The organism is archaeon (assembly GCA_016432545.1).
Lineage (GTDB): Archaea > Thermoproteota > Nitrososphaeria > Nitrososphaerales > Gagatemarchaeaceae > UBA183.
The window spans coordinates 403,015-426,727 of the sequence record CP066694.1; the positions used below are offsets into that span (position 1 = coordinate 403,015).

Sequence of the window (23,713 nt, forward strand, 5' to 3'; positions counted from 1 at the left end):
CGCCCAAGGTTGGCAGTTTTATTGTGGTCAGTCCTCAACAAGCGATTCTGGTGCTAGGCAGGTTCGAAAGGCTCCTCCTGGCGATGGCGGCCAAGCCAAGGCGGTCTGCCGAGCCCCCACCGCTTCTCATAGAGCTTCTTGAACCGAGGGGGGCAGATGGCCCCGCCTACGAGGCCTATCCCTTTGCATACTTCGTGCAGTCCTCGAGGGGCCGACCAATGTACAGCATCGCCCACTCGATAAGCGACCAAGAAGTGGCGGCTCTGCGCGGGGTGGTCTCAAGGACATCAGAAGGACTGGACCCCGCTGACGTGATACCACTGACCTTCGTGCGGCTGATAGGAGTGCTCAGCCAGGCGGCGGCTACGAGTCTTGGCGGGTTCATGTCTGGTGGACACACGAAGGCGCTAGCCGAGCTGTGCGCGTACGAAGCGGTGGGCCTCTCGAGGATTCTTGCGTTGGCCAAGGACGAACACGTGACAGAGTTCTACACGGACTCGGACGCATCCCCGTTGTATCTGGACCACTCCGTCTCAGGACGACTGGAGACCTCCATCTCCCTGACGGAGAGGGAGAGGGCGGCGCTTCAGACGCATTCAGACACGTTCAGCGGCTACTCGCTCGACTTCCGGAATCCGTCAATAAAGAACGACTTCGACGTGAGCGGGGCAAAGCTCAGGGTCTCGATCGACCTCGAGCCCATCTCTGTCAACAGGTTCGCCCTTGACGTGAGAAGATTGAACCTGACTTCGATGTCCCTCGATCGCCTCGTGGAAATGGGCGCTATAGGCGCCGACTCTGCGGCAATTCTAGTCGCCTGGCTCGAAGCGGGAGGCAACGTCACAATCATCGGGGAGACCGGCACAGGGAAGACGACGCTCCTCAACGCCCTGGATGAGATGGTGAACCCCCGGCTCAGGAGGGTGTACATCGAAGACGCAGTAGAGACTCGGGACCTCCTGGCGCTCGGGTACCACCAGCTGAAGCTCAAGGTCGACCCTTTCGACAGATCGGGCGCGAGGGAGAGGACGAAGGAGCTAGAAATCGTGAAAGTGCTACACCGGTCCCCGGACATAGTCGTCCTGAGCGAGATACAGTCGGAGGAACATAGCAGGGCCTTCTTTCACTCCTTATCCGCGGGAGCGAGAGGGATGCAGACTTTTCATGCCACGACGGTCGAACAGGCCCTCAGGCGCTGGACAACCGCTCATCATGTCTCGCAGGAGAGCCTGTTGGACCTTGGGCTCCTGGTCCAGATGTCTAGGCCCGACAGATTGGGGTCGCGGAGAATGGTCCACCGCATCTGTCAGTTGGTCCAACAACAAGGGACGTTGAGGGTCAGGGACGCTTTCGTCCGGGACCGGGAGGGCTCCCTTAGAAAGATCTCCGAAGTGTCGGTTCCGGACCTCGGAATCGAATCTGCATGGAGCCGGTTTCAGGACCGGGCGCGGGAGGTAGAGCGGTCCCTCGTCCCAGCCAGGCCACTCGCCCAATGACCCAGTCAGCACTCGAACAATTCGGGTTGGACCGTGTAAGACTTGGAGTGATCGCGTCAGCGGCCTCCGCATCGGCCTCGATAGGGTTCTGGGCTCTTTCACGCCTTCCGCTTGGGGAGACGGCCTACGGCGCAGCCCTTGCCGTGGGGGCGACCGTCTTCTACATCGTGGTGACGACGCCAAGGCGCCTCCTCGAGGTCCAGGCTCTATCGCAAGCGAGGGAGGCGGTGCTTCTTACAGCATCGACAGCCTCCCTTCTCCAAGCGACTGGGTCACGCTCCAGGACGATTCTCACCGTTCACCCCCGCGACCAAGGGGTGCAATCTGCAGTCCGACATGCAGGAAGAGACATACTCCTGGGGAGGAGCCCGGTCGAGTCTGTGCGCGGCCCGGCTGCGATGTTAGCCTCCTACTCCGCGGCGAACGCACTGAGGTCCGTAGCAGAGCACTCCCTGGTCGGCACCCCTGAGGGAGGTGAAGAGGTTCAAGGATTAGAGAACATGGGCGCCCTGTCGCAGGAGACGAAGTTCCCAATACTCATGGCTGCCTGCTTCTTTACGCCGATCCTTCTGTTGCTTTTCGCACTCTTCTCTGGGGAGTGGAGCCCGCTGATTGTCAGCGCCCTAGTGGCAACAGAGGTCGTGACATTGGACCTTGCGTTGCATCTGTGCTCCACAGGGTTGCGGCGAGCCTGATGGACCCGGACCTTGAGCTGGTCAGGTCGCTCAGGAAGGTCCTGGAGATGGCCGCTTCAGGGAGGGGGATAGGGGCGTCGGTCGTAGCAGAGCTCGGCCGATCACGGAGAGGGGAGGCTGCGGCGAGGGAAGTCCTGTTGGGGCACCCATACCAGGGCGCTCTTTGGGGCGTCCTTGGGGGCGGGCATGAGGTCTCGACGATGTTGTCGCTGATCTCTACTGCCGAGGTGTCGAGCGTGCCGCTTGTAGCAGAGAGCGCGAAGGGGCTCGCCGCAACGGTGGAGAGGTGGCTCAAGGCCAAGGAGAACGCAAGACTCGAGTCCAGGGTGATGGTGTTCAGGAGCGCCATCGCGTCGGGGGTCATCGGGGCAGTGACTGCCATGATCGCCAGCCTTGGACCGGTTGTGAGCTCGCTTGACCTTCACGGACAGGCGTCTCGGCCCGACCCCGCATCGATACTCTTGGGTGCGTTCGCGCTGGCGACCATCGGTTCCGCGTTCCTCGGGGCGTTTGTTTCAGGTAAGAAGTTCATCGTCAGCGTGTGCATTACGACGGTCACGTTCGCTTCTGTAGCCCTCCTCGCGGCGCCGATTTCGACTGTGGCTCCAACAATTCCTTGGGCAGTTAAATAGGAATCAAGGCTCTTCCGTCAATGACCGGCCTACGGGGCCTCCAAAAGAGGCGCAGAGGGGCACAGCTGATCGAAGAGGCGCTCCTGCTCTCGGTGGCACTGGTGGCCCTCTCTCTCCTGGTTGGAGGGATCGAGTCGATTCTCAAGCAAGCTTCTGACTTCACAGCCAGCGTCTGGAACACCATCTCTAGTTCGCTGGGCAGCATCTTCGGTTCGGCGTTCCACTGGTGAGGCCTCTGCTTGGAAGAAGGCATGTCGCGTCGGAGCTGGCATGGGCAATAAGGCCAAGCGACAGCATAAGGATCGACGGAATCAACATCCTGGGCGGTGCGTTCGTTGCAGTGGGCCAAGGGTCGAGAATCCGGCTTAGTGCCTTCGTGAGGGTGAGGGTCCCAGAGCCTGCGGAGGACCCGAAGCTCGACTACAATTCGGCCATCAGGTCCACGGTGCAACAACAGAGAATGAGGGGCCTCTTCGAAGGCCTACATCGTGCTGGCGTCCCGTTCGTCTACAACCTGATGATGACGAAGGGGGAACAGGGGCGTGATGGCGCGCCGGTCTTAGAGTTCGACCTAGTGGTAGGGACTTGGCTTGATGGAAAGTCGAACGACTCCAAGCAGCTTCTGAGCTCGATCGAACAGAGCTCAAACATTCTGTGTGCGACGCTTGCGGTCGCCATGCCTAACTCCCAGATCGAGCGTCTGCAGAGGGCTGAGTTGGTCGGTTATGTGAGGCGTCTTCTTCTCCCCGGCACCAGGGACTTGCCGCAGTTGGGCAACACCGGGACAGGGAGCGAACTCTGCTCATTTGAAGCGCCGGGCCCCTCCATTGGCACCACCGACGCCTCGCCTTCCTTCTACGTTCCCAACCTTACCGAGTCCGGAAGGGACGGGCTCCTGTTGGGGTCGGTCAGATCGGGCGGAGCCAGGCTCCACGAGTTCAGACTCCAACTCGATGACCTAAAACGCCACACGTCGATACTCGGGATGACTGGCAGCGGGAAGTCGACCACTGCAAGCACGATCGTCAGGCAGGCAGCCCAGGCGGGCCTCCCCGTGATGGTCCTAGACTGGCACAGCGAGTACTCCCAGTCGGTTGCCGGCGTGCGCGGTAGGGTCGTCTCTCCGGGGACTGACTCGTTCTCATTGAACCCTCTGGAGCCCGGACCCCACACCGATCCGGTGGAGCACATGGCCATGGTCTCCGACATCTTTTCGGACATCTACCACTTCACCCACCCACAGGCGTACATGTTCCGCAACGCGCTCCAGAGAAGGCTGAGCGAGAGAGATGGTGAGGAGGTGCCGACGCTCTCTTCCCTCGTGCGGACGATAGAAGCCTATCCGCTGAGGTCAGCGTACGACAATGAGACCAAGGTGGCGCTCCTCCGGAGGCTCGCTCCCCTGACCCAGGGGCAGGCGGGGAGGGCCCTGGGCGGCCCTGGGATGGTGACCATAGGAGAACTAATGAGAGAGCCGGTCGTGATCGAACTGGCCCAGCTACGGGACATTCAGACGCGTGCAGTTTTCTGCGACATCGTACTCAAGATGATCTATGAGGAGCGAGTCAAAGGAAGGGACTCGCAGCAGCATCTCACTGTGGTCGAGGAGGCGAGGAACGTCGCGCCTGCAAGGAGGGCCGAGGATCCACCCAGCGTGGGCGAGAGAATGATTTCGGAGCTGAGAAAGTTCGGCGAGGACATGCTGTTTGTAGCGCAGTTCCCAACGCAGGTCGCGTCCGAGCTCATCAAGAACTCGGGCACCAAGATAGTCCACCGGGTAGACTGGCCCGACGACATATCACTGGTCGGAGACTCGATGGGCCTGGACAAGCACCAGAGGGCGCATCTTGCGAAGCTTGAGGTCGGCGAGGCTGTCGTGAGCGTTTCGAGGATCCCAAGTTCGATGCTGGTCCAGGTAAGACTTGAGCCGACATCTGGTCAGCTGAGAAGGGAGCGCAATTTCCTTGAAGAGGCGTAGGAAAGCGTCCAGTCAATGAGAGGGCCCGGCCTTGCGCGGTGAGGCTCTTCGAAGTAACGCAGAAGGGACGAAGGCTCTGACTCGGTGGTGTCCAGCTCAAGGGTCGTAGCCTTTCCAAATGCCCGCAACGAGTCGGCTGAGATGAGCCCGATCAGCTCCGCTTCGACGTTAGCTCTGACCTTCGCGGCAGGGTAGCCGCGGGCACTCAGCCTCTCTTTCAGAACTGTGGGATCGCACCTCAGGACCACCACGCTCTTGGCCACTGCCTTTGGCAAGACCTGCGGGAGCAGGTGCCCGTAAAGAACTGATGGCTCGGTCCAGGTAGCCAGCTTGACTCTGAGGGCCTTGGTGTCCACGCGCGAGTCTCGGTCAATGAGACCATGCTTCCTGGCGACCTCTTCAATCGAAACGCATCGCACTCCCAGCCTCCTCGAGACCAGAGCCGACATCGTCTTCTTCCCAGTGCCTGGCGTACCAGTGATCCCTGTTACTACGCCTTGGCGGGGCGGCACCTGTGATCAGAGCTTTGTGGCTGGTGCCTGCTTCTTCAATTTCGTCTGGAAGTGGGCCCTGAACTTGGCTAGCTTGGGCGCTATGACCACCTGGCAATAGGGCTTGCTCGAGTTCCTGCGGAAGTAGTCCTTGTGATAGTCCTCTGCGGGATAGAACGCCTCGAGCTGGACGACCTGGGTGACGATCGGGCTCCTGTAGACCTTCTCGTCCTTGAGCTCCTTGATTATCGCCTCGGCTTCCGCCTTCTGCCCCGGGCTCGAATAGAAGATGACCGACCGGTACTGGGCCCCCTCGTCCGCCCCCTGTCTGTTGAGGGTTGTGGGGTCGTGAGTGGAGAAGAAGACCTCCAGCAGCTCCCTGTAGCTGACTGCTGACGGGTCGAAGGTCACCTGGGCGACCTCAGCGTGTCCGGTAGTTTCCGTGCAAACCTGCTCATAGGTCGGGTTGGGGACCGAGCCGCCGGAGTAGCCGGGCTCGACCTTTGACACTCCTTCGAGCTCCGAGAAGACGGCTTCCGAGCACCAGAAGCAGCCGCTTCCGAAGGTCGCGACCTCAGATCCTGACACAGTTCGGCGCCGAAGGCGCCGGAATTAAAACTTGCAGGTGGCTCTTCCGGCTACGCGCAGAGCCTTGCCGTTCAAGTCAATGACAGACGCTCTCATGCCCGGCCAGGCAGGGGCCCTGAAGGGGAGTTCGGCCATGATCCCCTGATCAGCGGCAGCGACCCTTGCGGAGATCATCTTCCCGGGCAGTTGAACGTGCAGTTCTCGCCCTTCCACTTGCTGCCTGTAGAACGGCGCCGGCTCGAAGAAGAATGAGGGCGACGAACTGAGGGGTGTGGAGGAGTCGTCCAGCCAGTGGGCCCTCTCCAGCTCCTTGGGCTCCATTCCTTTCAGCGAGAGCCCGACCCGCACGCCCCTTCCGGCAGAGTCGAAGTCCTGGTCGCTGACCTGGATGCTCCTTACGTCGAGCTTCGCCCCTTCCGGCCCGGGGATCGGTCTGAGCTGGTCGTGGACTTTGACCTTGCCTGAGAGTACGAATCCTAGGGCGACAGTGCCGACGCCCTTCACCGCGAAGGCCCTGTCGATGAAGACAAGCGTGCCTCGGCTGCTTGTCTCCCTTGCGCCCACGCTTGAAAGGTCGATCGCTCCTGAGGCGGAGTCGTGCTCTAGGATCGGGTAGCTTCCCACAGCGGTTCCCCTCAGGCTGGACTTTGCAACCTCGGGGTCAGAGGAATGGTCGAGGACGACTAGAGACCCCGGCAGCCCGAAAGCCCCGAGGAGCACGGCCAACTCCCCGTCCGGGGGTGTCAGCTTGTCTCTCGGATAGAGGTAGAGCGCGTAGTCCACGATGGAAGCAATGCTGGCATATCCCTGGAGCTTTTCGGGGAAGTCGGACGAGTCCAGGAAGGAGATCTTCCGTCCAGCCTCCGACCTGACGAAGACTGAAAGGCCCTCGGCCTCGCTCTTCTTTGCTACTCCCGCGAGGAACCTCCCCTTCGCCTCTGAATCCGCGCAGAAGACGCCGACGGTGATGTCGTCCATCGGGACCTACTTTCTCTTGAGGTAGGTGTCGAACCATCGGATGTAGTGCCGCAGCCGCGAGACCCTGTGCTTGGGCTTCCCCACTCTGGAGAGGTCGTGGCTCTCGCCAGGGAATAGGACTAGCTCAGCTGTCTTTCCGTGTCTCTTGAGGGCCGTGAAGAATTCAAGCCCTTCGACCATCCAGCATCGGTAGTCCTCCATCGAGTGGACGAGGAGCACGGGGGTCTCCACGTTCGGGACGTAGCGAAGCGGTGAGTCATTGAGGAGCTTCTCCTCGGCGCTCCACGGGTCTCCTCCGACCTGGTCCTGTGTGAAGTAGGGCCCTATGTCGGAGGTCCCCCAGAAGCTGAACCAGTTTGCTATGCTCCTGTCTGCGACCGCGGCCTTGAACCGCTTCGTGTGCCCCACGGCCCAGTTCGCCATGAACCCTCCGTACGAGCCTCCTGCAATCGCCACCCTCCGGCCGTCTATCTTAGGATACTTCTTCAACACGTAGTCAAGGCCCTCCATGAGATCGTCGAAGTCGCGGGTCCCATACCTGCCCCTGATGTCCGCGAATTCCTCAGAGTACCCGTCGCTGCCCCTGGGGTTGAGGTAGACCACTGCATAACCAGCGCCTGCAAAGGCCTGGAACTCGTGCATGTACGAGTAGCCGAAGGCGGTCTTTGGCCCACCATGGACGTAAAGGACAGCGCCCATGGTCTTCTTGGACTTTGGCAGGAGCACCCAGCCCTCGATCTCGACTCCGTCGCTAGCTTTGAAGGAGACCTTGCTGGCGTGCCTGACCTCGACCTCCTTGTAGACCGCCGAGTTCAGGGACGTCAGAGCCTTCTCTTTGGCACCGAGTAAGTAGAGCTCTTCCAAGTGCTCGGCGTCCATAGAGACGAATGCGACCTTGTCGCCGGAAACGTCGAAACCCTCCACGCTCCGTTCTCCTCCTATGACCAGCTCGGGCTCTCCTCCAGGTTTGACCCTGTAGAGATGGGCTGAGCCTCCGTCCGCCTGGACATAGTAGATCCCTGTTTTCGTCCATACGAGGTTCGCAGGCCCATGCGACTTGGCCCGGGCGTCGGAGTTGAGGCCGTTCCCCTTGTTTCGGTCCGTGTCCTCGGCCTTGGACGTCTTCCTCGTGCGGGGGTCGGTCACCCAGACCCTGCTGTGGGACGCGAAGCCGGAAGGGAGGTCGCTCCCTGAAAACGCTATGCGGTCGCCCTCCGGGCTCCACTCCAGAGAGTCGATTGCCATCGTGCCCTTTGTCAGCTTCTTCCTCCGCTTTGTCTTGAGGTCCAGGACGAAGATGTCGGCGATGTAGGGCTTGACGTCATCCGAGGAGACGGCGAGGGCTGCCCGGCCGCCGGCGGAGGAGAGAGCGAAGGCGCTGATGTCGTAGGAACCCGAGGTGAGCTGCTCCGGGTCCCCGCCTTGCGACTTCACTCGGAACAGGTGCTTTCTGCGGTTGTAGGTGAAGCCGAGTCCGTTGAACCAGAAGGTGAGGCGGTTGATGACCTTGACGTCGTCTTTGGGCTTCTTGGTCACGAAGGAAAGGAAGTAGACCCACTTCGAGTCGTGAGACCATGTAGGGGCATCGATGCCCTCTTCGGACCTCCGCAGGAGTCGGGCCTCCCCCCCGGTCGATGAGATGACGTAGAGGGCGTTTCCCTTGTCATCCTTCTTCAGACCTCGCCTGGATGTGAAGAGGATTGACCTTCCGTCAGGGGACCACTTAGGGTCGGAGTCCTTTTTCCCGGTCGTGAAGGGCTGGGCGCCGCCCTTCTTCGTGTCCGCGATGTAGACGTCGGAGTCATAGGCGTCATCTTCCAGGTTGGCCCTGCGGGCCGAGAAAGCGACCTTCTTCCCGTCCGGCGAGATGCTCGGCTCGGAGAGCAGGGAGTAGAGCTTGAAGTCCGAGGGCTCGACGGCTCGCGGCACGCGGCGGCGCCGAGGACGCCAATCTTATGTCTTCCGCGCCTGCAACGGATAAATCCGGAGTCAGGCCGGGCGGCCTGATTTGGCAGACGGGGTTGTTGTCGTAGCCTCTTTCCTTCTCGCCTTCAAGGCCATCCTGATCGAAGGCACCGAGGTCGCCATCCTCGCGGTTGCGACCGTCAAGCAGCTGGGACGGGAGAACGTGCTCCTCGGGGTGCTCATGGGGGCGGGAGGGTCCGTCCTCGTCTTCCTGGGAGTCAGGGAGCTGTTCGTCCTATTGGGAGGAGCCCTGCCTTCTGGAGAGGCCTTGGTGAGCGTTGCGGCCGGCGCGGTGATACTGTACTTCTCATACAGGTTCCTCCGCGGGTTCAAGAAATACTACTTCGGGAAGAAGTCGTTCCAAGACAAGATGGCCAAGGTCGAGGAGGAGGTCGTGGAGAAAGACTTCGTGCGGTATGGGGCGGACAGACCCTCTGTGCTGCCATTCTCGTTCACAAATTCACTGCCTGTCTTCGCGATCACCCTTACTGAAGGATTCGAGGCGAGCCTGGTCCTGGGGGCAGCGGGGACCTTCGACTTCCTGTGGACAATAATCGGAGCGGCGGTGAGCATCGTGCTGATCGTGCTGCTGTCATTGGCGTTCTATCAGTCGCTGCTTCGATTTCCGAGGTCGGTGCTCGACCTCGTTGCTGGGAGCGTACTCTTGACCTTCGGTTCATACTTCGTTGTTTCAGGCGTCCTAGAACTGATCCTGAGCCCCTAGGTCGCTCGACGCTCTGGATTTGCCTGGGAACGGCTTTTAAGCGAAGAGAACCCCGCGAGACGAGGTTTGAGGCGGTCCGCGCCGTCGCGCCGCAAGTGGCTCTCGCCGAGCGTGGGTGCGCTCCTGGGGCTGCTCGGACTGCTTGTTTTCGGCGGTCTCCCCGCGTCGCACGCCTCCGTCACTCTGCCTCAGCAGACGACCCTCTTTGTCGGTGCCCCGCAGTCGGCCGTAGCCTACGACTCGACTCTTGGGAGCATTGACGTGGCATCATACTCATCGCCGTCGTCGGCAGGTACCCTGTCTTTCGTAAACGACACCGCGGGCACAGTCGCGGCTACAGCCTCAGTGGGAAAGGCCCCCTCCGCAGTTGCCGCCGACCCTTCGAACGGCCTGGTCTACGTCGCCAACTCCGGGTCCAACTCGGTTACTGTCCTGAACGGAACAACCCACTCCTGGTTGCGCACCGTGTTGGTGGGGACCGGGCCGGCTGCCCTGGCGGTCGACACCTCGAATGGATACGTCTTCGTCGCGAATTTTGGAGCCAACAGCGTCACGGTACTCAACGACACTTCAAACATGGTCAAGCACGTCACGAACGTAGGGACGAGGCCGGCGGGCGCAGACTTTGACCCTCTCAAGGGAGTCGTCTACGTAGCAAACTCAGGGTCCAACACCGTTTCCGTGATAAGCGACGTCACATTCTTGGTAGTGACGACAGTCGCAGTGGGGTCCCAGCCGGTCGCAGTGCTGGCCGACAACTCCAACGGTCTCGTCTATGTAGCCAACTCCGCCTCCAATACGGTCTCCGTGATCAACGATTCCACCAATTCTGTCGTGAAGACCATACCAGTCGGAACAGGACCCAGCGCCTTAGCCCTCGACCAAGGGAACGGGCTTGTCTACGTAACAGGCGGAACTGACAACTCAGTCACCCTGATTGACGACTCCAGCAATACGGTCGTCTCGAGCTCCGCCGCGGGCCCGAACCCATCAGGGGTTGCCTTTGACTCGTCGACAAACACGGCCTTCGTGGCGGACAGAGGCTCGACGAGCATGAAGCTCTTATTCGGCACGCGAGCCCCATCGGTCTCCGTACTCCCTGCCGTGATAGACTCGGGCCAGAACTCCACACTTTCGATTTCAGGTTCTCCCGCCGGGGGGACTCCCGCGTACTCATGTCAGTGGCTGGACTCGACCGATGGTCTGCACTTCTTCCAGTTCACTTCTTCTGACTGCTCGAGCTCGACGGACACGGGGGCCCTTTCTACCACCACCTACTTTGTCCTTCAGATCAATGACAGCGCCAGCTCTGAGCAGACGGTCTACTCCACTATAGTCCATGTGACGGTGAATCCGACCTTATCTGGGGCTGTTTCTCCAGGCTCACCTTCAATCGACTCGGGCCAGGCTCTGACTCTCTCCGCGCTCCCGTCGCACGGGACCTCTCCCTACTCCTTCCAGTGGTATTCGGGGACAGGCTGTAGCAATGGAAACGCTCTGGGCGGCCAGACCTCGTCTACCCATCCGACGGGAGCGCTGACCTCGCCCACGTCCTACTCTGTGAGAATAAACGACAGCACCACAGGGACGCCTGTCGGCAGCGTCTGCGCCTCCGACTCGGTGGCCGTAAACCCAGCCCTCAACGGGTCCGTCTCTGCCAGCGCGAGTCCCGGAGTAATCGACTCGGGGCAGGGAGCCTGGCTGAACTCGACCTCATCCGCGTCCGGCGGGACCACCCCCTACTCGTGCCAGTGGATGGCGAAGCAGCCGGGCGACATATCGTTCGCACCATTCGGGGCGCCGTACACTTCAGGTTGCGGAAGTGGTTCACTGGTCAGTTCCGCGTCCGGTCCCCTCTTCACAGTCGGGGCATGGCACTTCAAGCTCAGGCTGTCAGACGCGTCCTTCGTGGTCTCTTTCCTCGAGTCAAGTCAACTGGACGTCGCAGTCAACCCTGCCCTCAACGGCGCGGCAGTCATGGCTGACTCTGCCCACTCGAGCGCACCTAACCCTGCACACCTGTCCCGCTCCTCTCCGATCTCCGGTGGTACGGGCCCGTACTCGTGTCAGTGGCTCCAGAGGCAGCCGGGGGCCGGTTCATTCAGCAGCATGGGGGGCCCGTTTACACTGGGCTGTAACACTTCGTCGGCCCCCACGACCACTACAGGGAACCTCACCATGGTGGGCATGTGGCAATTTGCGATGTCTGTATCCGACTCCACAGGGGCCTCCGCGACATCATCGCCTGCAAGCGTTTCGGTGGACAGCCTTGTTGTGACCTGCTCCCCCTCCAACGTTGTGGTCGGGTCTAAGACGGCGTGCAAGGCCACGCTAGCCGGGATCGCGCCCAAGGGAGTAGTAACTTGGTCCAGCGACGGTCCAGGCTCCTTTTCGAGCACGACGTGCAAGGTCGGCGCGAGTGGCTGCGCGGTGAAGTACAAGTCAACGGGCGGGGGGTCTCCGGTCGCCATCACGGCGAGCTACTCCGGCGACGCGGCGAATGCTGCGGTCAGCGCATCTTTCTCGCAGCTAGTCACTCCTCATCCGACGAAGACTTCGGTAGCGTGTGCGCCCTCAGGAGCAGAGGCAGCCTCCTCTACGGTCATTACATGCACTGCTAAGGTGAAAGGATACTCCCCCGTTGGCACTGTCAACTGGTCGCAGACGGGTCTCGGTTCGGTCGACTTCGCGGACTCGTCCTGTTCCCTCTCTGGACAGCAGTGTTCCGTGACCATGACGGGCGGGAATGCGAGCAAGGTGCGCGTGGCTGCGGGCTATGCTGGGGACTCCAACAACGCTGTAAGTTCTGGAGCCTCCAAGGTCACGATAAAGCGCGCCGCTACGGGAGTAGTGGTCACATGCGCACAGCCTTCAATTGCGTCGGGAGCCTCGACACTCTGCACCGCGAGCATCTCAGGGAACTACCTATGGAAGACGGGGATGGTGAAGTGGTCCCTGGGGCCCAGCACGGGGAAGCTGGTCTTCCTGACGAAGTCGTGCACGCTCGTTTCGGGCGCTTGCTCAATCAACGTGACCGGGTCGGCCGTGGGCACCGCGACGATTAAGGCGCTCTACGTTGGCGACCTGAACGACCTCCCCAGTTTCGGGACTGTCAAGATAGACGTTTCTTGAGTGCCCCGGGCGAGATTTGAACTCGCGTCGCTACCTCGAGAGGGTAACATGCTTGACCGGGCTACACCACCGGGGCTACACCGAGCCGCCAAGTGCTTGCGGAAATAAGCTTTGGTCGAAAATCAGGAACTCTGCTTTAGCACCGACTTTGCGGCCAGCTTGATGTCTGATGGCTTTACCGTCTTCCTGCCTGCATGTGCTGCCAGCTCGACCGCCGCCTTTGAGATCTGCAGTCCCAGGGCCTCCAACTCAGTCCTAAGCTCCATGGCTGCGTCGTCCCCCACCCTGTCTGCGCCAGCCTTCTTTATCACCCTGTAGACGGCCGCTAGGCCGAACTCGGAGCCTGACATGTGTCTTTATCGGAAAGCAGGGGTGTTTTAAAAACCTTTGGCCAGTTAAGCGAGGTTTGCTCGCCCTTTTTCGACTGGAAGCGCTCAGACCTGCCCCTTATCGGGAAACAAGAGCCATTCACCTATCGGGCACCCCCTGCGTTCATCTTTGGGTCGGAAGCACGAAGAGTGGCCTGAAATACCACCTGAACGAAGGCTCAGCGTGCGATTCATCGATTCGCACGTCCACCTTTCCGACTATCCTTCCCCCGAGAGCGTGGTCGCCGCCTCCAGGAGAGCCGGGGTATCCCTCACTGCCTGCGGTATCAATGAGCCTACCTCCGCCCGGACCCTTGAGCTAGCAGCCTCGACCCCTGACTTGGTCAAGGCCTTTGTCGGGGTACATCCATCCGACGCTCCTTCCGCCGGAGGCCTGGACTGGTATGAGGGCCTCCTTCGGAGGGCGACCGGGGCAGGAGAGATAGGCCTGGACCCGAAGTATTCCCCGGTGGGAGCCGGGAGCGCCCAGCTGGCGGCGTTCGAGCGCCAGCTAGCCATCGCCGAGGACCTGGGGAAGCCGGTTCAGGTCCACTCGCGCGGGGCCGAAGCTGAGTGTCTTGGAGTCCTGTCTAAGTACGGGCTCAAGAGGGTCCTCATGCACTGGTTCGAGCGAGAGGACTTGGTGAGTACCCTGGTTGAAAGGAGGTACTTCGTGTCGATCGGGCCTGCCATCCTGTACTCGAAGAAGCTTCGAAGAGTTGCGGGGGCCCTTGAGAGAGAGCTTGTCCTGACCGAGTCTGACGGCCCGGTTGCGTTCAGGGCCCTGGAAGGGCCCGGGGGCCCCCAAATGATTCCGAGCGTGGTCTTTGCCCTCTCGGAGGTCTGGGGGTCGGGCTTCGAGGAGGCAGCCCGACAGGTGGAGTCTAACACCAACAATTTCCTGTTTCCCAAGAAAGCTTAACCGCAAGAGGGATTGGGGAGGGCTAAGTTTGGACAGGACCAGGAAGTATGCTGAGCAGATCATGCTGAGGCACCCTGAGGCCTTTGGGCCAGACTACGACAAGAACAAGAAGTCCCTTGAGGACCTTGCCCTGATCCCCTCGAAGCAACTTAGGAACCACATTGCGGGATACATCGCGAAGTCCCTGAAGGTAGAGCCGGACGAAGAAGAAGGAGACGAGGGCGAAGAGACGGCAGGGTAGCCCATGCCCCTGAAGGTCGGGGGGTTCAGGCTCGAGCTCCTTCCGCTAGAGTCGCTGCATCCTCACGAAGAGATCATCCAGAGACATGCCGACGCACTTGCGGTAGAGATGCGGAAGGAAGGGGTCCAGAGAGACCCGATGCTGATAGACACTAAGAGCAAGGTAGTCCTCGACGGTATGCACCGCCTTGCGGCACTGCCCATGATCGGGGCGAAGATGGCCGTCTGCTGCCTAGTCGACTACAGCTCGGAGTCAGTCAACCTCAGCAGGTGGGCCAGGGTGTACGGGGCCTCGGACGACGCTTCCCTCACCGAAGCTGCAGGGGTCCTGGGGGCGACCCGGGAGTGCAGCGCGAGCGAGGCCTTCGAGGCCGTCGAGTCCAAGACTGCGGCCCTCGCGGTGGTCCTGGGTTCCCGCGGGATCGTCTCTGGGAGACGGACGAATCTTCAGGACTCTTTCTCGAAGGTGAGGGCCCTTGACCAAGTGGCAGAGTCGCGAGGATGGGGCAGGGGGTTCGTCCCCGAGGAGGAGGCGATGGGCGACGAAGAGGGAGGAGCGATGTTCGTCCTCCTCCAGAGACTCGACAAGAAGAACGTCCTGGACGCAGGCAGAGCCGGAGCGCTCTTCCCATGCAAGACCTCTCTTCACTCCGTAGACCCCAGGCCGGTGGCGATCAGATTCCCGATCTCTCGCCTTGGACAAGGCAAGGCCAAGCTCGACGCAAAGGCACTGGGGAAGGGCAGGGTGGTCGGAGGCGGGACGGAGTACATGGGCCGAAGGTATAAGGAACGGCTTCTGTTCCTCGACGGCTCTTGATAAGGGTCAGGTGCCTCGGACACATCGCGACCAGCGTGGGAAGAAGAGAGGTCGTGATTTCGGAGGACAACCTGGGCGCGGAGGATCTGGTTGAGCGGGTCCGGGGCCTGTCGAAGGAGGAAGAGCCGGGGTTCACGAAGTACAACACACTGGTCATGGTCTCCGACGGAGAGGCGTTCGTGCCCGCGTCCTCCACCGTGGTAGTGGTCTCGGGAGCGGAGGTCGTCATGATCCCAGTCTCCCATGGCGGTTAGATTGCGGACCCCTCGGGTCAGCGCTTTCAGGATTGATGCCCCCACCACCCCGGAAAAGGCGAAGGAGCACTTCCCCTCTGGGGACTCTGCGGTCATTCTACAGGCTTTGAGCCTGGCGAGCGCGCAGAACCTTGGATTCGTCAGGATGATCGCGGCCCAGACTGTCAAGGCTCGGGCGCGGGGCATACTCCTTGCCAGGAAGCCCGAGGTCGACCTTCTCCTGAGGTTCGCGGGCACCACTCAGATCAAAGAGGCAATCCGGGTGGCAGGTGCCGCGACGGGGAAGCCGTTCCTTCTTGTCGTGATTGGTCAGGCGGGGGCCCTGAAGGGAGCCGGCAGCATAGGAAAGGAGCTTCCGAATCGGCCCTTGACGAAGGAGGAGCTTCTGCGAGTGGAACGCGCTGCGCTGCTCAACGCCCAGAGGAGCTAGGCAGCCCTCTTCAGTCTCTGGATGCTGACGATTTCTGCGGGCGAGAGTACGGAGATCCCTGCGTACTCGCCGAAGACCTGGAGGAAGACCACCTTATCGGGTGAGTCCAGGCTGACCTTCCTGTCCACAGTGTCGGCGATGGCGTCGATGAGCTCCCTGTCAGAGTACGGGGAGTCCCGCGCTTCGATTGTAATCCTGAACGAGTCCGAAGGCCCAATCTGATGGGCGAGGTCCTTGACCGCGGAGACTATCTCCTCTAGCCTCGTGTCCACCACTCGGTCCACCGGGATCACCCGCGTGATGAACCTTACCTTGAAGGGCTCCTGCCTGACGAAGTCGATGATGAAGGAAAGGAGGGCCTTCGGATTCTCTACCCCGACTTCGATGACCCCGTCGTAGGCAGAGCGCTCAATCGTTAGCTTCCGCGCTCCGGAGAGGAGCGCCACCTCCTTGAACTCGGCTGAGGCCTTCGCTTCGAGCCCTTTCGCGGAGGTCACGACCAGGTTCACGGCTGCTTCAACTCGTCCGAGACCCCGACCCGCCCCTGCCTTAAAACCACTATTTCGTCGCCCGACGCCTTGACCACTGTAGATTCCAACCCGAGCAGCCGCCCTCCGTCCAGGACCAAGTCGATGCTGTCCCCGAGCTGAGCGAGGACGTCTTCCGCACTCCGCGCGGAAGGCTGGCCCGAGAGATTGGCGCTCGTCCCAGTCAGGTAGCCCCCGCAAGCGGTGAGGAGCCCTCCTAGGGTCTCGCCTTTCGGGACCCTGACTCCGAGCCACCCCGTTCCTTGATGGAGGAGAGGGGGCAGTGGCGCCCTGACTGGAGCGATTATGGTGAGTTCCCCCGGCCAGTGCTTGGAAGCGAGCTTGGCTCCGGCGCCCCTCAGCGATACAAGCTTCAAGGCCTCGGCCAAACCTGCGCAGAGGACCGGGATCGGCTTTTCGTCCCTTTGCTTGGCCTCGAAGAGGGAGCCAACTGCAGCCCTGTCGAATGGGTCGCAGCCCAGGCCATAGACAGTGTCGGTCGGAAAGGCGAACAGGCCGCCTCGCTTGAAGACACCTACCGCAGTGGGAAAGCAAGACACCTCGAAAGGAAGGACCTGGGTGTTCAAGGATGCCTCCACTCACCGAGACGTTTAATAGGATAATTGAAATCGCGCTGGCCGTCAAAATGTCCGAAGAGGACCAGGAACTCGACGAGGACTCGGACGACGACTCGGACGAGGACGGCTGGGAAGAGGACTCGGACGACGACGGGTTCTAGGAAGTCGGAAACCAAATCCTCCACGTCCTCAGACCAGACTTTAAGAAACTCCCACTAGCCACTACGCCCGAATGCGCAGGACTCTGATCCTTAACTTCAAGAACTATGCCGAGATACAAGGCGAAGGGTCTGTCCGCCTGGCTGCCGCGGCCCTCAGGGTGGCGCGAAAAGTGGAAGTTGAAGTGATCGTGGCTCCTCCCATACCCCTGCTCGGTCTGGTCGTGGGCCGTGTGAGGGGCGCGACCGTCTACAGCCAGTCAGCGGACGGCATCTCTGGGGACAAGACGACCGGCTCGATACTCCCAGAGTCGATCAGGGCCGCCGGCGCGAAGGGGGCGATACTCAATCACAGCGAGTCCAGGATGTCCTATCGAGCCCTCCAAGGACTGGTGCCTAGGATGAAAGCCTCAGGAATAGGCTCCTGCGTATGCTCAAAGACCCCTGCTGAGGCTCAAAGGGTTTCGTACCTCGGCCCAAAGTTCGTGGCGGTGGAGCCGCCTGAGCTCATAGGGACGGGAGTCTCAGTCTCCAGGGCGAGGCCGGGGTTGATCAAAGAAACGGTGGAAAGGCTCAGGAGCTCCGGGTACAGGGGGAGGATTCTCTGCGGGGCGGGGATAGTGAGCGGCGAAGACGTGGCCAGGGCTGTCAACCTCGGAACGGACGGGATCCTTGTCGCGAGCAGCGTGGTCAAGGCGAAGGACTGGGCTTCGAAACTCGAGGAATTGTCGGAGCCACTTTCGCGCTGAACTCGAAACGTGTAAATAGAGTCCAAAAAAGCGCGAAATCTATGAGCGAGGCGAGGCCGAACCCGTTCTCAAACGCCCTCGAACAGCTAAGGATCGCTGCCGAGTACCTGAAGCTTGACGAAGGAATTCACGAGATGCTGATGCACCCAAAGCGCGAGCTAACCGTCTCGATTCCCACAAGGATGGACAACGGGAAGACCCACGTCTTCACCGGCTACAGGGTCCAATACAGCGACGCCAGAGGGCCGTCGAAGGGAGGCATACGGTACCACCCGAACGTTTCGCTCGACGAAGTTAAGGCCCTTGCGTGCTGGATGACATGGAAGTGCAGCATCGCCGACATACCATTCGGGGGAGCAAAAGGCGGGGTCATCTGCGACCCGAAGAAGATGTCACTGCAAGAACTCGAGAGAATGACGAGGAGATACACATTCGCCATCGCTGACTTCATCGGACCCTACAGGGACGTCCCTGCACCCGACGTCTACACGAACGCCCAGGTGATGGCGTGGATAGTCGACACTTACAGCACTTTGAAGGGCTACATGGTCCCTGAGGTAGTGACGGGGAAGCCGATCGCTCTCGGCGGGTCGCTAGGCAGAGACACCGCCACCGGCAGAGGAGCGGTCTTCTGCACGGTCGAGGCCGCGAGAGTGAAGGGGATGGACCTCAAGAAGTCGACCTTCGCCGTGGAAGGCTTTGGGAACGCGGGCGCGAACTACGCAGAGATACTGCAAGGATACGGCTCGAAGATGGTCGCGGCGAGCGACTCCAAGGGCGGAGTCATGAGCAAGGGAGGGATCGATGCTACCAAGCTTGTCGCCCACAAGGCAATTACCGGGTCGGTCATCGGGATGCCAGGGACTCAACCCGTCACAGACGACGAGCTCCTTCAGCTGGAGGTGGACATCGTGTGCCCGGCAGCACTGGAGAATGCAATCACCGTCGATATCGCGAAGGGGATGAAGGCCAAGTTAGTAGTCGAGTGCGCGAACGGGCCGACGACCCCAGCAGCGGACAAGGTCGTCGACTCAAACAAGGTCTTCCTCGTGCCCGATATCCTTGCAAACTCTGGCGGGGTGATTGTCAGCTACCTTGAATGGGTGCAGAACCTTGACAGGATCAGCTGGCCAGAGTCTGAGGTAAACTCAAAGCTCGAGTCGAAGATCACAGGGGCATTCAGGGAGGTCTATCAGACCTCGCTGAAGCACTCGACTTCTATGAGGACCGCCGCCCTCATGGTGGGGGTTGGACGGGTCGCAGACGCCATCAAGACCCTCGGCATCTTCCCCTAGCCACCTACTCAGCGGCGACCGCCCGCTCCAGCTCGCGGACGAGGTCCGAGTTCCCAATGTAGAAGGGCGAAGTCTCTTCAAGCTCTCTAGGCTCGATGTCCAGGATGTCCCCTCTGCCGTCGCTTGCGTAGCCGCCAGCCTGCTTGTTGATGAACGCCATCGGGGCCGTCTCGTAGTGAAGCCTGAGCTTGCCCATGGGCTTCGTTGCGAGTTGGGGATACGAAAAGATGCCACCGCGCGCCAGCACCTGGTTGTAGTCGCCTACGAAGGTCCCGCAGTACCTGTTCCTCATGCCCCGAGAGGGAAGCGAGTCGACGAAGATCTTCACGGGGGCTATCCAATCGCTCCGGAGCCCTCCGAACCCGTAGACCTCCGGCTTATGAGGCAGCTTCAGGTCGAGCGCGTGCAGCTGAAAGGTGAACTTGGGCCCATCGCGGACGGCCACGAACCTGTGAACCCCTTTGCCGAAGCTCAGAGTGATAGTGAGCATACCGCCATAGGTAACGTAAAGCGCCCCCACGAGGCTCCGCCCAGACGAAGGGAGGCGCCTGTCATAGAAGCCGAAAATGCTCCCGAGGGGGTTGTTCGTCTCGACGTTGGAGCTGCCGTCGAGCGGGTCCATAGCTACGCTGACCTTGCCCTTCCCGCTCATGGGCTGGGCCATCTCTTCCGACGCGACCTCCGCAGCCTGCCCTGTGGTAAGGAGCGCGTCCGTGAACAGGTCGTTCGAGAAGACGTCTATCGCCTTCTGGGTGTCCCCGGACGGGTTGACCCCAGCCAGGAGGCCTGACTTGAACGGGATGTTCCCCCATACATCGACGCACGTCGTCGATATCGAGGTGGTCAGCGAGGCCAGGTCCTCGGGCGCGTTGAGCCTCAGGAACTCTTCGAGGTTCATCTCATCTCGCCAGGGGGAGGAGGGAATTTAGGGGTGCTGGTGGAGATGTCCTCGCAAAGGCTGTTAAGCTCCGAACGAGGGGGTAAAAGTATGAAGCAAGACAGGATGAAGCCCTTCCTCGAGGGGGGGCACAGCATGTTGCTGGCATACGACCAGGGGCTCGAGCACGGTCCAACTGCGGACTTTGACGACCGGAACGTCGACCCGGCAATAATCATGGAGACGGCCGCGAAGGGGGGTTTCAATGGTGTCGTCTTCCAGAAGGGGGTGGCAGAGAGGTTCTACGATGGCAGGGTCCCGCTGATCGTGAAGCTCAACGGGAAAACCAGCCTGCCCGGCGGGGAGCCGATCTCACGGCAGGTCTGCTCGGTCGAGTACGCCGCTTCGCTCGGGGCCAAGGGGGTAGGTTACACGATCTATCTCGGAAGCGCCCACGAGCCGGAAATGTTCGCTGAGTTCGGGAGGATCCAGGAGGACGCGCACCGCAGGGGCATCGCCGCGATCGCGTGGGTTTATCCGAGGGGGGCAGCTGTGAAGAACGACACTTCCAAAGGGATCGTGGCATATGCGGCCCGGGCGGGGCTCGAGCTTGGGGCAGACGCTGTCAAGATCAAGTACACAGGAGACCCCGAGACATTCTCATGGGCTGTCAAGTCCGCCGGAGGGACCAAGGTCTTCATGAGCGGGGGGCCCAAGGCGCCTACCGAAGAAGAATTCCTCTCTCAGGTCCGGGGGATAATGAAGGCTGGAGCGACTGGCCTCGCAGTCGGGAGGAACGTCTGGCAGAGCAACGAACCGCTAGAGACAGCCCGGAAGATAAGAGAAATCATCTTCTCCGCCTAAGCAGGCAGGAACCTTCAGGGGCGGCTAGGTCCGGGCCTGGACGAGCATCACGTCGAAGAAGGAGCCTACAGACTCTGGCGTCACCAGTTTCATTCCGTACTCCTGGGCCAAAGTCGCTGCTAACGGGGTATTCTTGCCGCTGGACACTATGTTCGTCTCCAGACCCGTGTCATACTTCTTGACGTAAGTACTCAAGACATCGACGTCGCGAGCACCCTCGTAGAAGTCAAACGCGAAGCTGTGGACCCCGTCTGAAACCACGACGGCGAACCTGTGGTCAACGCCGGAGCGACCTTGTACTATTGCTCCCTTCACCACGGCAAGGCCAGCCTTTGTCGCGGCTACCTCGAGAGCGACCTTCTCGAGTTCCATACGGGTTGAATGGGCTTCCCGGGGTAAATATGCATTGCTACCAAAAGAGTTCACCTCCTGCTGTAGTATCATGTATCGGGGAGGCCTCGGGCGGGGAAATGATACGAGTCAGAATGAGTAGGCGTCCTCGCCATGTTCAGCCTGGTCTAGACCGGCTTCCTCTTCTCTCTCACTCACCCTGAGGGGGGTGAAGAGTCCTATCACCCTCAAGAGGAGAAAGGAGCCTATGAATGCGAATCCAGAGACCACAAGGATAGCGAATGCTTCCAGTCCCAGCTGGGCGAGGTTGCCGAAGAGCGCGCCGTTGGGACCTGAGGGATTGACCACGCTGGAGGCGAATATTCCCGTGGCCAGCACTCCCCACATGCTCCCAGCGCCATGGCAGGCGAAGACGTCCAGGGAGTCGTCGAAGATCATCCTGCTGGCCCTCCAATTTGCGACGAGGTTGGAGAGCAACCCTACAACTAGTCCGATTAGGATGGCAGGGGACGAGCCGACATAACCCGCGGCCGGCGTTATCGCCACCAGGCCAGCTACAGCTCCGACCGAGATACCGACGGCAGAGGGCTTCCCCTTCCTGTACCAGTCGAGGAGCATCCAACTCACCGCCCCCGCGGCGGCGGCTAGGTTGGTGTTGACGACAGCCTGGACCGCGACCTCGTTCGCAGCGAGGGCACTCCCCCCGTTAAAGCCGAACCATCCGAACCAGAGTATCGCGGCACCGAGTATGACGTATGGGATGTTGCCCGGGCGTACCTCGTCTGACTTCGTGACACCCTTCCTCCTCCCCACCACGATAGCCGCTGCGAGCGCGGAGACGCCGGCCGAGATGTGGACCACCAGCCCTCCCGCGAAGTCAACGACTCCCATGGTCCTGAGCCACCCTCCGTCGCCCCAGACCCAGTGAGCGACCGGGGCGTAGATGAGAGTCGCCCAAAGAACGGTGAAGAGCAGCAAGGCCTTGAACCTGATGCGCTCCACGAAAGCGCCTATGATCAGCGCAGGTGTTATAGCCGCGAACTTGAGCTGGAAGGCAAAGTAGAGGAGTTCGGGGATCGAGTTCGAGTAGGACGGATTGGGGGCCGCTCCGACGTTGCCGAGGCCGACCTTCGAGAGGTCGCCTATCAAGCCGCCGACAGATGGCGCGAAGGCGAGGCTGTACCCCCAGAGGGCCCACACGAGGCTGACCACGGCGAAGATCATCATCGTCTGGACGATGGTCGATACGAGGTTCTTCCGGCGCACGAGACCCCCGTAGAAGAACCCGAGGGCAGGGGTCATTATCATGACCAGCGCAGTCGCCGTCAGAACCCAGGCTATGTCGGCAGCTTCGAGCGCCAGAGGTGTGTCAGTTCGGGCCGCCGGCGGGGGAGATATTTAGAGTGATAGCCACGTCTCCTGGCAGGCTCGACGGTTCAGCTTTGATAGCCCGGTTACGATACTGAGCCCCTGGTTCGATTGTCGCGCTGAAGCCACCCGGGGTCTGTTGCCTTCGAGCAAGACTAGCCAATTACGGCCGTACCCCTGTAGGTTCCGATGTTTTTCGTCCCCGCTGAACGAGGCGAGTATCTTGACTCCCCCAGACACGGTCCCCGTCACCGTCACGGAGCAGCTCCCTGGTGACACAGTGCGAGCTCGCGCTGAAAGTTAGAGTTCAAGAACCACAGGGTCACTCTGTAGGATTCGTTCCATCACCACCCACATCCAATAGTCATGGACTACCGGAACCTCTCCTTCATCATTTGCGTGAAAGCCCGCTTGTCGTAACGGTACTCTCTGTCGGAGTCCAGCTCACGGTAGAGCTCTCCGGCTGTGGCCCTCCTGAAGAGCACCTTCGAGATCCAAAGGGATTCATCCTTAGTCTTCTTAAGTGGCGTCTTCATGAGATAGAAGGGGTAATCGGACGCTTCGGGCAGCACCCCGACGAATGGGAGGAAGAGAGTGACGATCCTGCAACCGGCCCTCACCTTTCTCTCAAGATTCGCGATGTCCTCTTCAATCTCGCCGAGCCCGGAGTACACGATTGTTGCGTCATTCAGGTCGGACTCCATGAAGTCTTCATTCCTGATTTCGATCCGATCGGCAAGGCCGAGTTCCTGGACTCGCTTCGCAGCTTTCGCAGCCCGACCCCTGTGCATCTCTATTCCCACTGCCCTCTTCACACCGAACTCGGCGACGGCAAGATCGCAGAGCTGGCCCTTCCCGCATCCCAGGTCATAGAAGACGTCTTTGGAGGATGCGCGTGCGAGTTGAAGTATCTTCCGGATGTGCCTGTTGCTCTGGTAGTCTTCTGGACCCAGGCGGTTCAATTTCTCCCCGATAGCGGAGCCAAGGGGGCCATCAGATAAACGAAGGCGTTGTCAGTCCTATATTGATGACGAAGGTTTGCTGTAATACCCCCGATACCTCATTGCGGTAAGGCCCCGATAGGACTGGATCCGTCAAAACGCTTGATCAAAGTACCGTGACTACGGCTCAGGCGAACTGACGGGAACTCGATCATAGTTTGCTTCAGATAGCCCGGCTACGCTTTCACATGTTAATGCTAATCTGTCGCAGCCCCGGTGATCGGAGCCATACCCC

Annotated in this window: 26 protein-coding genes and 1 tRNA gene; 15 read left to right on the forward strand and 12 right to left on the reverse strand. The window is 60.6% G+C overall.

Translation table 11 applies throughout. From position 1 onward, the window contains the following. Window positions 1–23 precede the first annotated feature (23 nt). From HY247_02225 to HY247_02245, 5 genes are read left to right on the forward strand one after another with little or no spacing between them, the layout of a single operon-like run. On the forward strand, window positions 24–1,496 hold the full coding sequence (locus HY247_02225) for a type II/IV secretion system ATPase subunit (protein ID QQG49150.1): 1,473 nt from the start codon (window positions 24–26) through the stop codon (window positions 1,494–1,496). A 47-nt stretch (window positions 1,497–1,543) separates the two neighbouring features. Next, on the forward strand, window positions 1,544–2,191 hold the full coding sequence (locus HY247_02230; protein QQG49151.1) for a hypothetical protein: 648 nt from the start codon (window positions 1,544–1,546) through the stop codon (window positions 2,189–2,191). Next, window positions 2,191–2,823: a hypothetical protein gene (locus HY247_02235; GenBank protein ID QQG49152.1), complete on the forward strand. Its 633-nt coding sequence runs from the start codon at window positions 2,191–2,193 to the stop codon at window positions 2,821–2,823. The genes HY247_02230 and HY247_02235 overlap by 1 nt, the downstream gene beginning before the upstream one ends. A gap of 20 nt (window positions 2,824–2,843) precedes the next feature. After that, window positions 2,844–3,053 carry a hypothetical protein gene (locus HY247_02240; GenBank protein QQG49153.1) on the forward strand — a complete coding sequence of 70 codons (210 nt, stop codon included), beginning with the start codon at window positions 2,844–2,846 and terminating at the stop codon, window positions 3,051–3,053. Then, window positions 3,050–4,801, forward strand: coding sequence for an ATP-binding protein (locus HY247_02245; GenBank protein QQG49154.1), 1,752 nt, complete (start codon window positions 3,050–3,052; stop codon window positions 4,799–4,801). Before HY247_02240 ends, HY247_02245 begins: the two co-directional genes overlap by 4 nt. Here HY247_02245 and HY247_02250 read toward each other — a convergent pair. From HY247_02250 to HY247_02265, 4 genes are read right to left on the reverse strand one after another with little or no spacing between them, the layout of a single operon-like run. Continuing rightward, a complete protein-coding gene (locus HY247_02250) occupies window positions 4,762–5,313 on the reverse strand; it encodes an AAA family ATPase (GenBank protein QQG49155.1) in 552 nt (183 codons plus the stop codon). The two genes, HY247_02245 and HY247_02250, sit on opposite strands and share 40 nt — an antisense overlap. Before the next feature lie 6 nt (window positions 5,314–5,319). Next, the gene (gene msrA / locus HY247_02255) at window positions 5,320–5,880 is read right to left on the reverse strand and encodes a peptide-methionine (S)-S-oxide reductase MsrA (protein QQG49156.1); all 561 of its coding nucleotides are present in this window, start codon (window positions 5,878–5,880) and stop codon (window positions 5,320–5,322) included. Between the two features lie 24 nt (window positions 5,881–5,904). Beyond that, window positions 5,905–6,858, reverse strand: a complete 954-nt coding sequence (locus HY247_02260; GenBank protein QQG49157.1) for a hypothetical protein — start codon at window positions 6,856–6,858, stop codon at window positions 5,905–5,907. A gap of 6 nt (window positions 6,859–6,864) precedes the next feature. Beyond that, entirely contained in the window at window positions 6,865–8,787 is a 1,923-nt protein-coding gene (locus HY247_02265; GenBank protein QQG49158.1) for a S9 family peptidase, read from the reverse strand. Window positions 8,788–8,866: 79 nt separating this feature from the next. Here HY247_02265 and HY247_02270 point away from each other — a divergent pair, with 79 nt between their 5' ends. Continuing rightward, entirely contained in the window at window positions 8,867–9,547 is a 681-nt protein-coding gene (locus HY247_02270) for a hypothetical protein (protein QQG49159.1), read from the forward strand. Window positions 9,548–9,613: 66 nt separating this feature from the next. Further along, complete coding sequence (locus tag HY247_02275; protein QQG49160.1) at window positions 9,614–12,679, forward strand: YncE family protein; 3,066 nt, start codon at window positions 9,614–9,616, stop codon at window positions 12,677–12,679. 1 nt (window position 12,680) lies between these two features. Here HY247_02275 and HY247_02280 read toward each other — a convergent pair. Together HY247_02280 and HY247_02285 are read right to left on the reverse strand one after the other, a co-directional pair. After that, window positions 12,681–12,755 (reverse strand) — tRNA-Glu (locus tag HY247_02280). 46 nt (window positions 12,756–12,801) lie between these two features. Continuing rightward, on the reverse strand, window positions 12,802–13,029 hold the full coding sequence (locus tag HY247_02285; protein QQG49161.1) for a histone family protein: 228 nt from the start codon (window positions 13,027–13,029) through the stop codon (window positions 12,802–12,804). A gap of 202 nt (window positions 13,030–13,231) precedes the next feature. On the opposite strand from HY247_02285, the gene HY247_02290 reads away from it, so the two are divergent. The 5 genes from HY247_02290 to HY247_02310 all read left to right on the forward strand — a co-directional run bounded on the left by HY247_02290 (window position 13,232) and on the right by HY247_02310 (window position 15,710). Then, window positions 13,232–13,969 carry a TatD family hydrolase gene (locus tag HY247_02290; protein ID QQG49162.1) on the forward strand — a complete coding sequence of 246 codons (738 nt, stop codon included), beginning with the start codon at window positions 13,232–13,234 and terminating at the stop codon, window positions 13,967–13,969. Window positions 13,970–14,030: 61 nt separating this feature from the next. Continuing rightward, window positions 14,031–14,210, forward strand: coding sequence for a 30S ribosomal protein S17e (locus tag HY247_02295; GenBank protein ID QQG49528.1), 180 nt, complete (start codon window positions 14,031–14,033; stop codon window positions 14,208–14,210). A gap of 3 nt (window positions 14,211–14,213) precedes the next feature. After that, a complete protein-coding gene (locus HY247_02300) occupies window positions 14,214–15,026 on the forward strand; it encodes a hypothetical protein (protein QQG49163.1) in 813 nt (270 codons plus the stop codon). Beyond that, the gene (locus HY247_02305; protein QQG49164.1) at window positions 15,023–15,280 is read left to right on the forward strand and encodes a hypothetical protein; all 258 of its coding nucleotides are present in this window, start codon (window positions 15,023–15,025) and stop codon (window positions 15,278–15,280) included. Before HY247_02300 ends, HY247_02305 begins: the two co-directional genes overlap by 4 nt. Window position 15,281: 1 nt before the next feature. Then, entirely contained in the window at window positions 15,282–15,710 is a 429-nt protein-coding gene (locus HY247_02310) for a hypothetical protein (GenBank protein QQG49165.1), read from the forward strand. Here the strand turns inward: HY247_02310 and HY247_02315 are convergent. After that, window positions 15,707–16,219, reverse strand: coding sequence for a THUMP domain-containing protein (locus HY247_02315; GenBank protein QQG49166.1), 513 nt, complete (start codon window positions 16,217–16,219; stop codon window positions 15,707–15,709). The genes HY247_02310 and HY247_02315 overlap by 4 nt on opposite strands. After that, complete coding sequence (locus HY247_02320; protein QQG49167.1) at window positions 16,216–16,824, reverse strand: threonylcarbamoyl-AMP synthase; 609 nt, start codon at window positions 16,822–16,824, stop codon at window positions 16,216–16,218. Before HY247_02320 ends, HY247_02315 begins: the two co-directional genes overlap by 4 nt. Window positions 16,825–17,047: 223 nt before the next feature. Between HY247_02320 and HY247_02325 the strand changes: the two genes are divergently transcribed. After that, entirely contained in the window at window positions 17,048–17,722 is a 675-nt protein-coding gene (locus tag HY247_02325; protein ID QQG49168.1) for a triose-phosphate isomerase, read from the forward strand. Between the two features lie 41 nt (window positions 17,723–17,763). After that, a complete protein-coding gene (locus HY247_02330; GenBank protein QQG49169.1) occupies window positions 17,764–19,017 on the forward strand; it encodes a Glu/Leu/Phe/Val dehydrogenase in 1,254 nt (417 codons plus the stop codon). Between the two features lie 4 nt (window positions 19,018–19,021). Here the strand turns inward: HY247_02330 and HY247_02335 are convergent, their stop codons facing one another. Continuing rightward, window positions 19,022–19,915: a fructose-1,6-bisphosphatase gene (locus HY247_02335; GenBank protein QQG49170.1), complete on the reverse strand. Its 894-nt coding sequence runs from the start codon at window positions 19,913–19,915 to the stop codon at window positions 19,022–19,024. Window positions 19,916–20,005: 90 nt separating this feature from the next. On the opposite strand from HY247_02335, the gene HY247_02340 reads away from it, so the two are divergent. Next, window positions 20,006–20,758 carry an aldolase gene (locus HY247_02340; protein QQG49171.1) on the forward strand — a complete coding sequence of 251 codons (753 nt, stop codon included), beginning with the start codon at window positions 20,006–20,008 and terminating at the stop codon, window positions 20,756–20,758. Between the two features lie 24 nt (window positions 20,759–20,782). Here the strand turns inward: HY247_02340 and HY247_02345 are convergent, their stop codons facing one another. The 3 genes from HY247_02345 to HY247_02355 form a co-directional block, all read right to left on the reverse strand. Beyond that, window positions 20,783–21,130, reverse strand: coding sequence for a hypothetical protein (locus tag HY247_02345; GenBank protein QQG49172.1), 348 nt, complete (start codon window positions 21,128–21,130; stop codon window positions 20,783–20,785). A 108-nt stretch (window positions 21,131–21,238) separates the two neighbouring features. Further along, window positions 21,239–22,417 carry an ammonium transporter gene (locus HY247_02350; protein QQG49173.1) on the reverse strand — a complete coding sequence of 393 codons (1,179 nt, stop codon included), beginning with the start codon at window positions 22,415–22,417 and terminating at the stop codon, window positions 21,239–21,241. A 431-nt stretch (window positions 22,418–22,848) separates the two neighbouring features. Next, window positions 22,849–23,439, reverse strand: a complete 591-nt coding sequence (locus tag HY247_02355) for a class I SAM-dependent methyltransferase (protein QQG49174.1) — start codon at window positions 23,437–23,439, stop codon at window positions 22,849–22,851. Between the last annotated feature and the right edge of the window lie 274 nt (window positions 23,440–23,713).

Coding starts and splice junctions, on each gene's coding strand:
- HY247_02235 (QQG49152.1), top strand. CDS start 2,191: ATGGACCCGGACCTTGAGCTGGTCAGGTCGCTCAGGAAGGTCCTGGAG.
- HY247_02240 (QQG49153.1), top strand. CDS start 2,844: ATGACCGGCCTACGGGGCCTCCAAAAGAGGCGCAGAGGGGCACAGCTG.
- HY247_02260 (QQG49157.1), bottom strand. CDS start 6,858: ATGGACGACATCACCGTCGGCGTCTTCTGCGCGGATTCAGAGGCGAAG.
- HY247_02285 (QQG49161.1), bottom strand. CDS start 13,029: ATGTCAGGCTCCGAGTTCGGCCTAGCGGCCGTCTACAGGGTGATAAAG.
- HY247_02295 (QQG49528.1), top strand. CDS start 14,031: ATGCTGAGGCACCCTGAGGCCTTTGGGCCAGACTACGACAAGAACAAG.
- HY247_02300 (QQG49163.1), top strand. CDS start 14,214: ATGCCCCTGAAGGTCGGGGGGTTCAGGCTCGAGCTCCTTCCGCTAGAG.
- HY247_02325 (QQG49168.1), top strand. CDS start 17,048: ATGCGCAGGACTCTGATCCTTAACTTCAAGAACTATGCCGAGATACAA.
- HY247_02330 (QQG49169.1), top strand. CDS start 17,764: ATGAGCGAGGCGAGGCCGAACCCGTTCTCAAACGCCCTCGAACAGCTA.
- HY247_02335 (QQG49170.1), bottom strand. CDS start 19,915: ATGAACCTCGAAGAGTTCCTGAGGCTCAACGCGCCCGAGGACCTGGCC.
- HY247_02340 (QQG49171.1), top strand. CDS start 20,006: ATGAAGCAAGACAGGATGAAGCCCTTCCTCGAGGGGGGGCACAGCATG.
- HY247_02345 (QQG49172.1), bottom strand. CDS start 21,130: ATGGAACTCGAGAAGGTCGCTCTCGAGGTAGCCGCGACAAAGGCTGGC.
- HY247_02350 (QQG49173.1), bottom strand. CDS start 22,417: ATGATAATGACCCCTGCCCTCGGGTTCTTCTACGGGGGTCTCGTGCGC.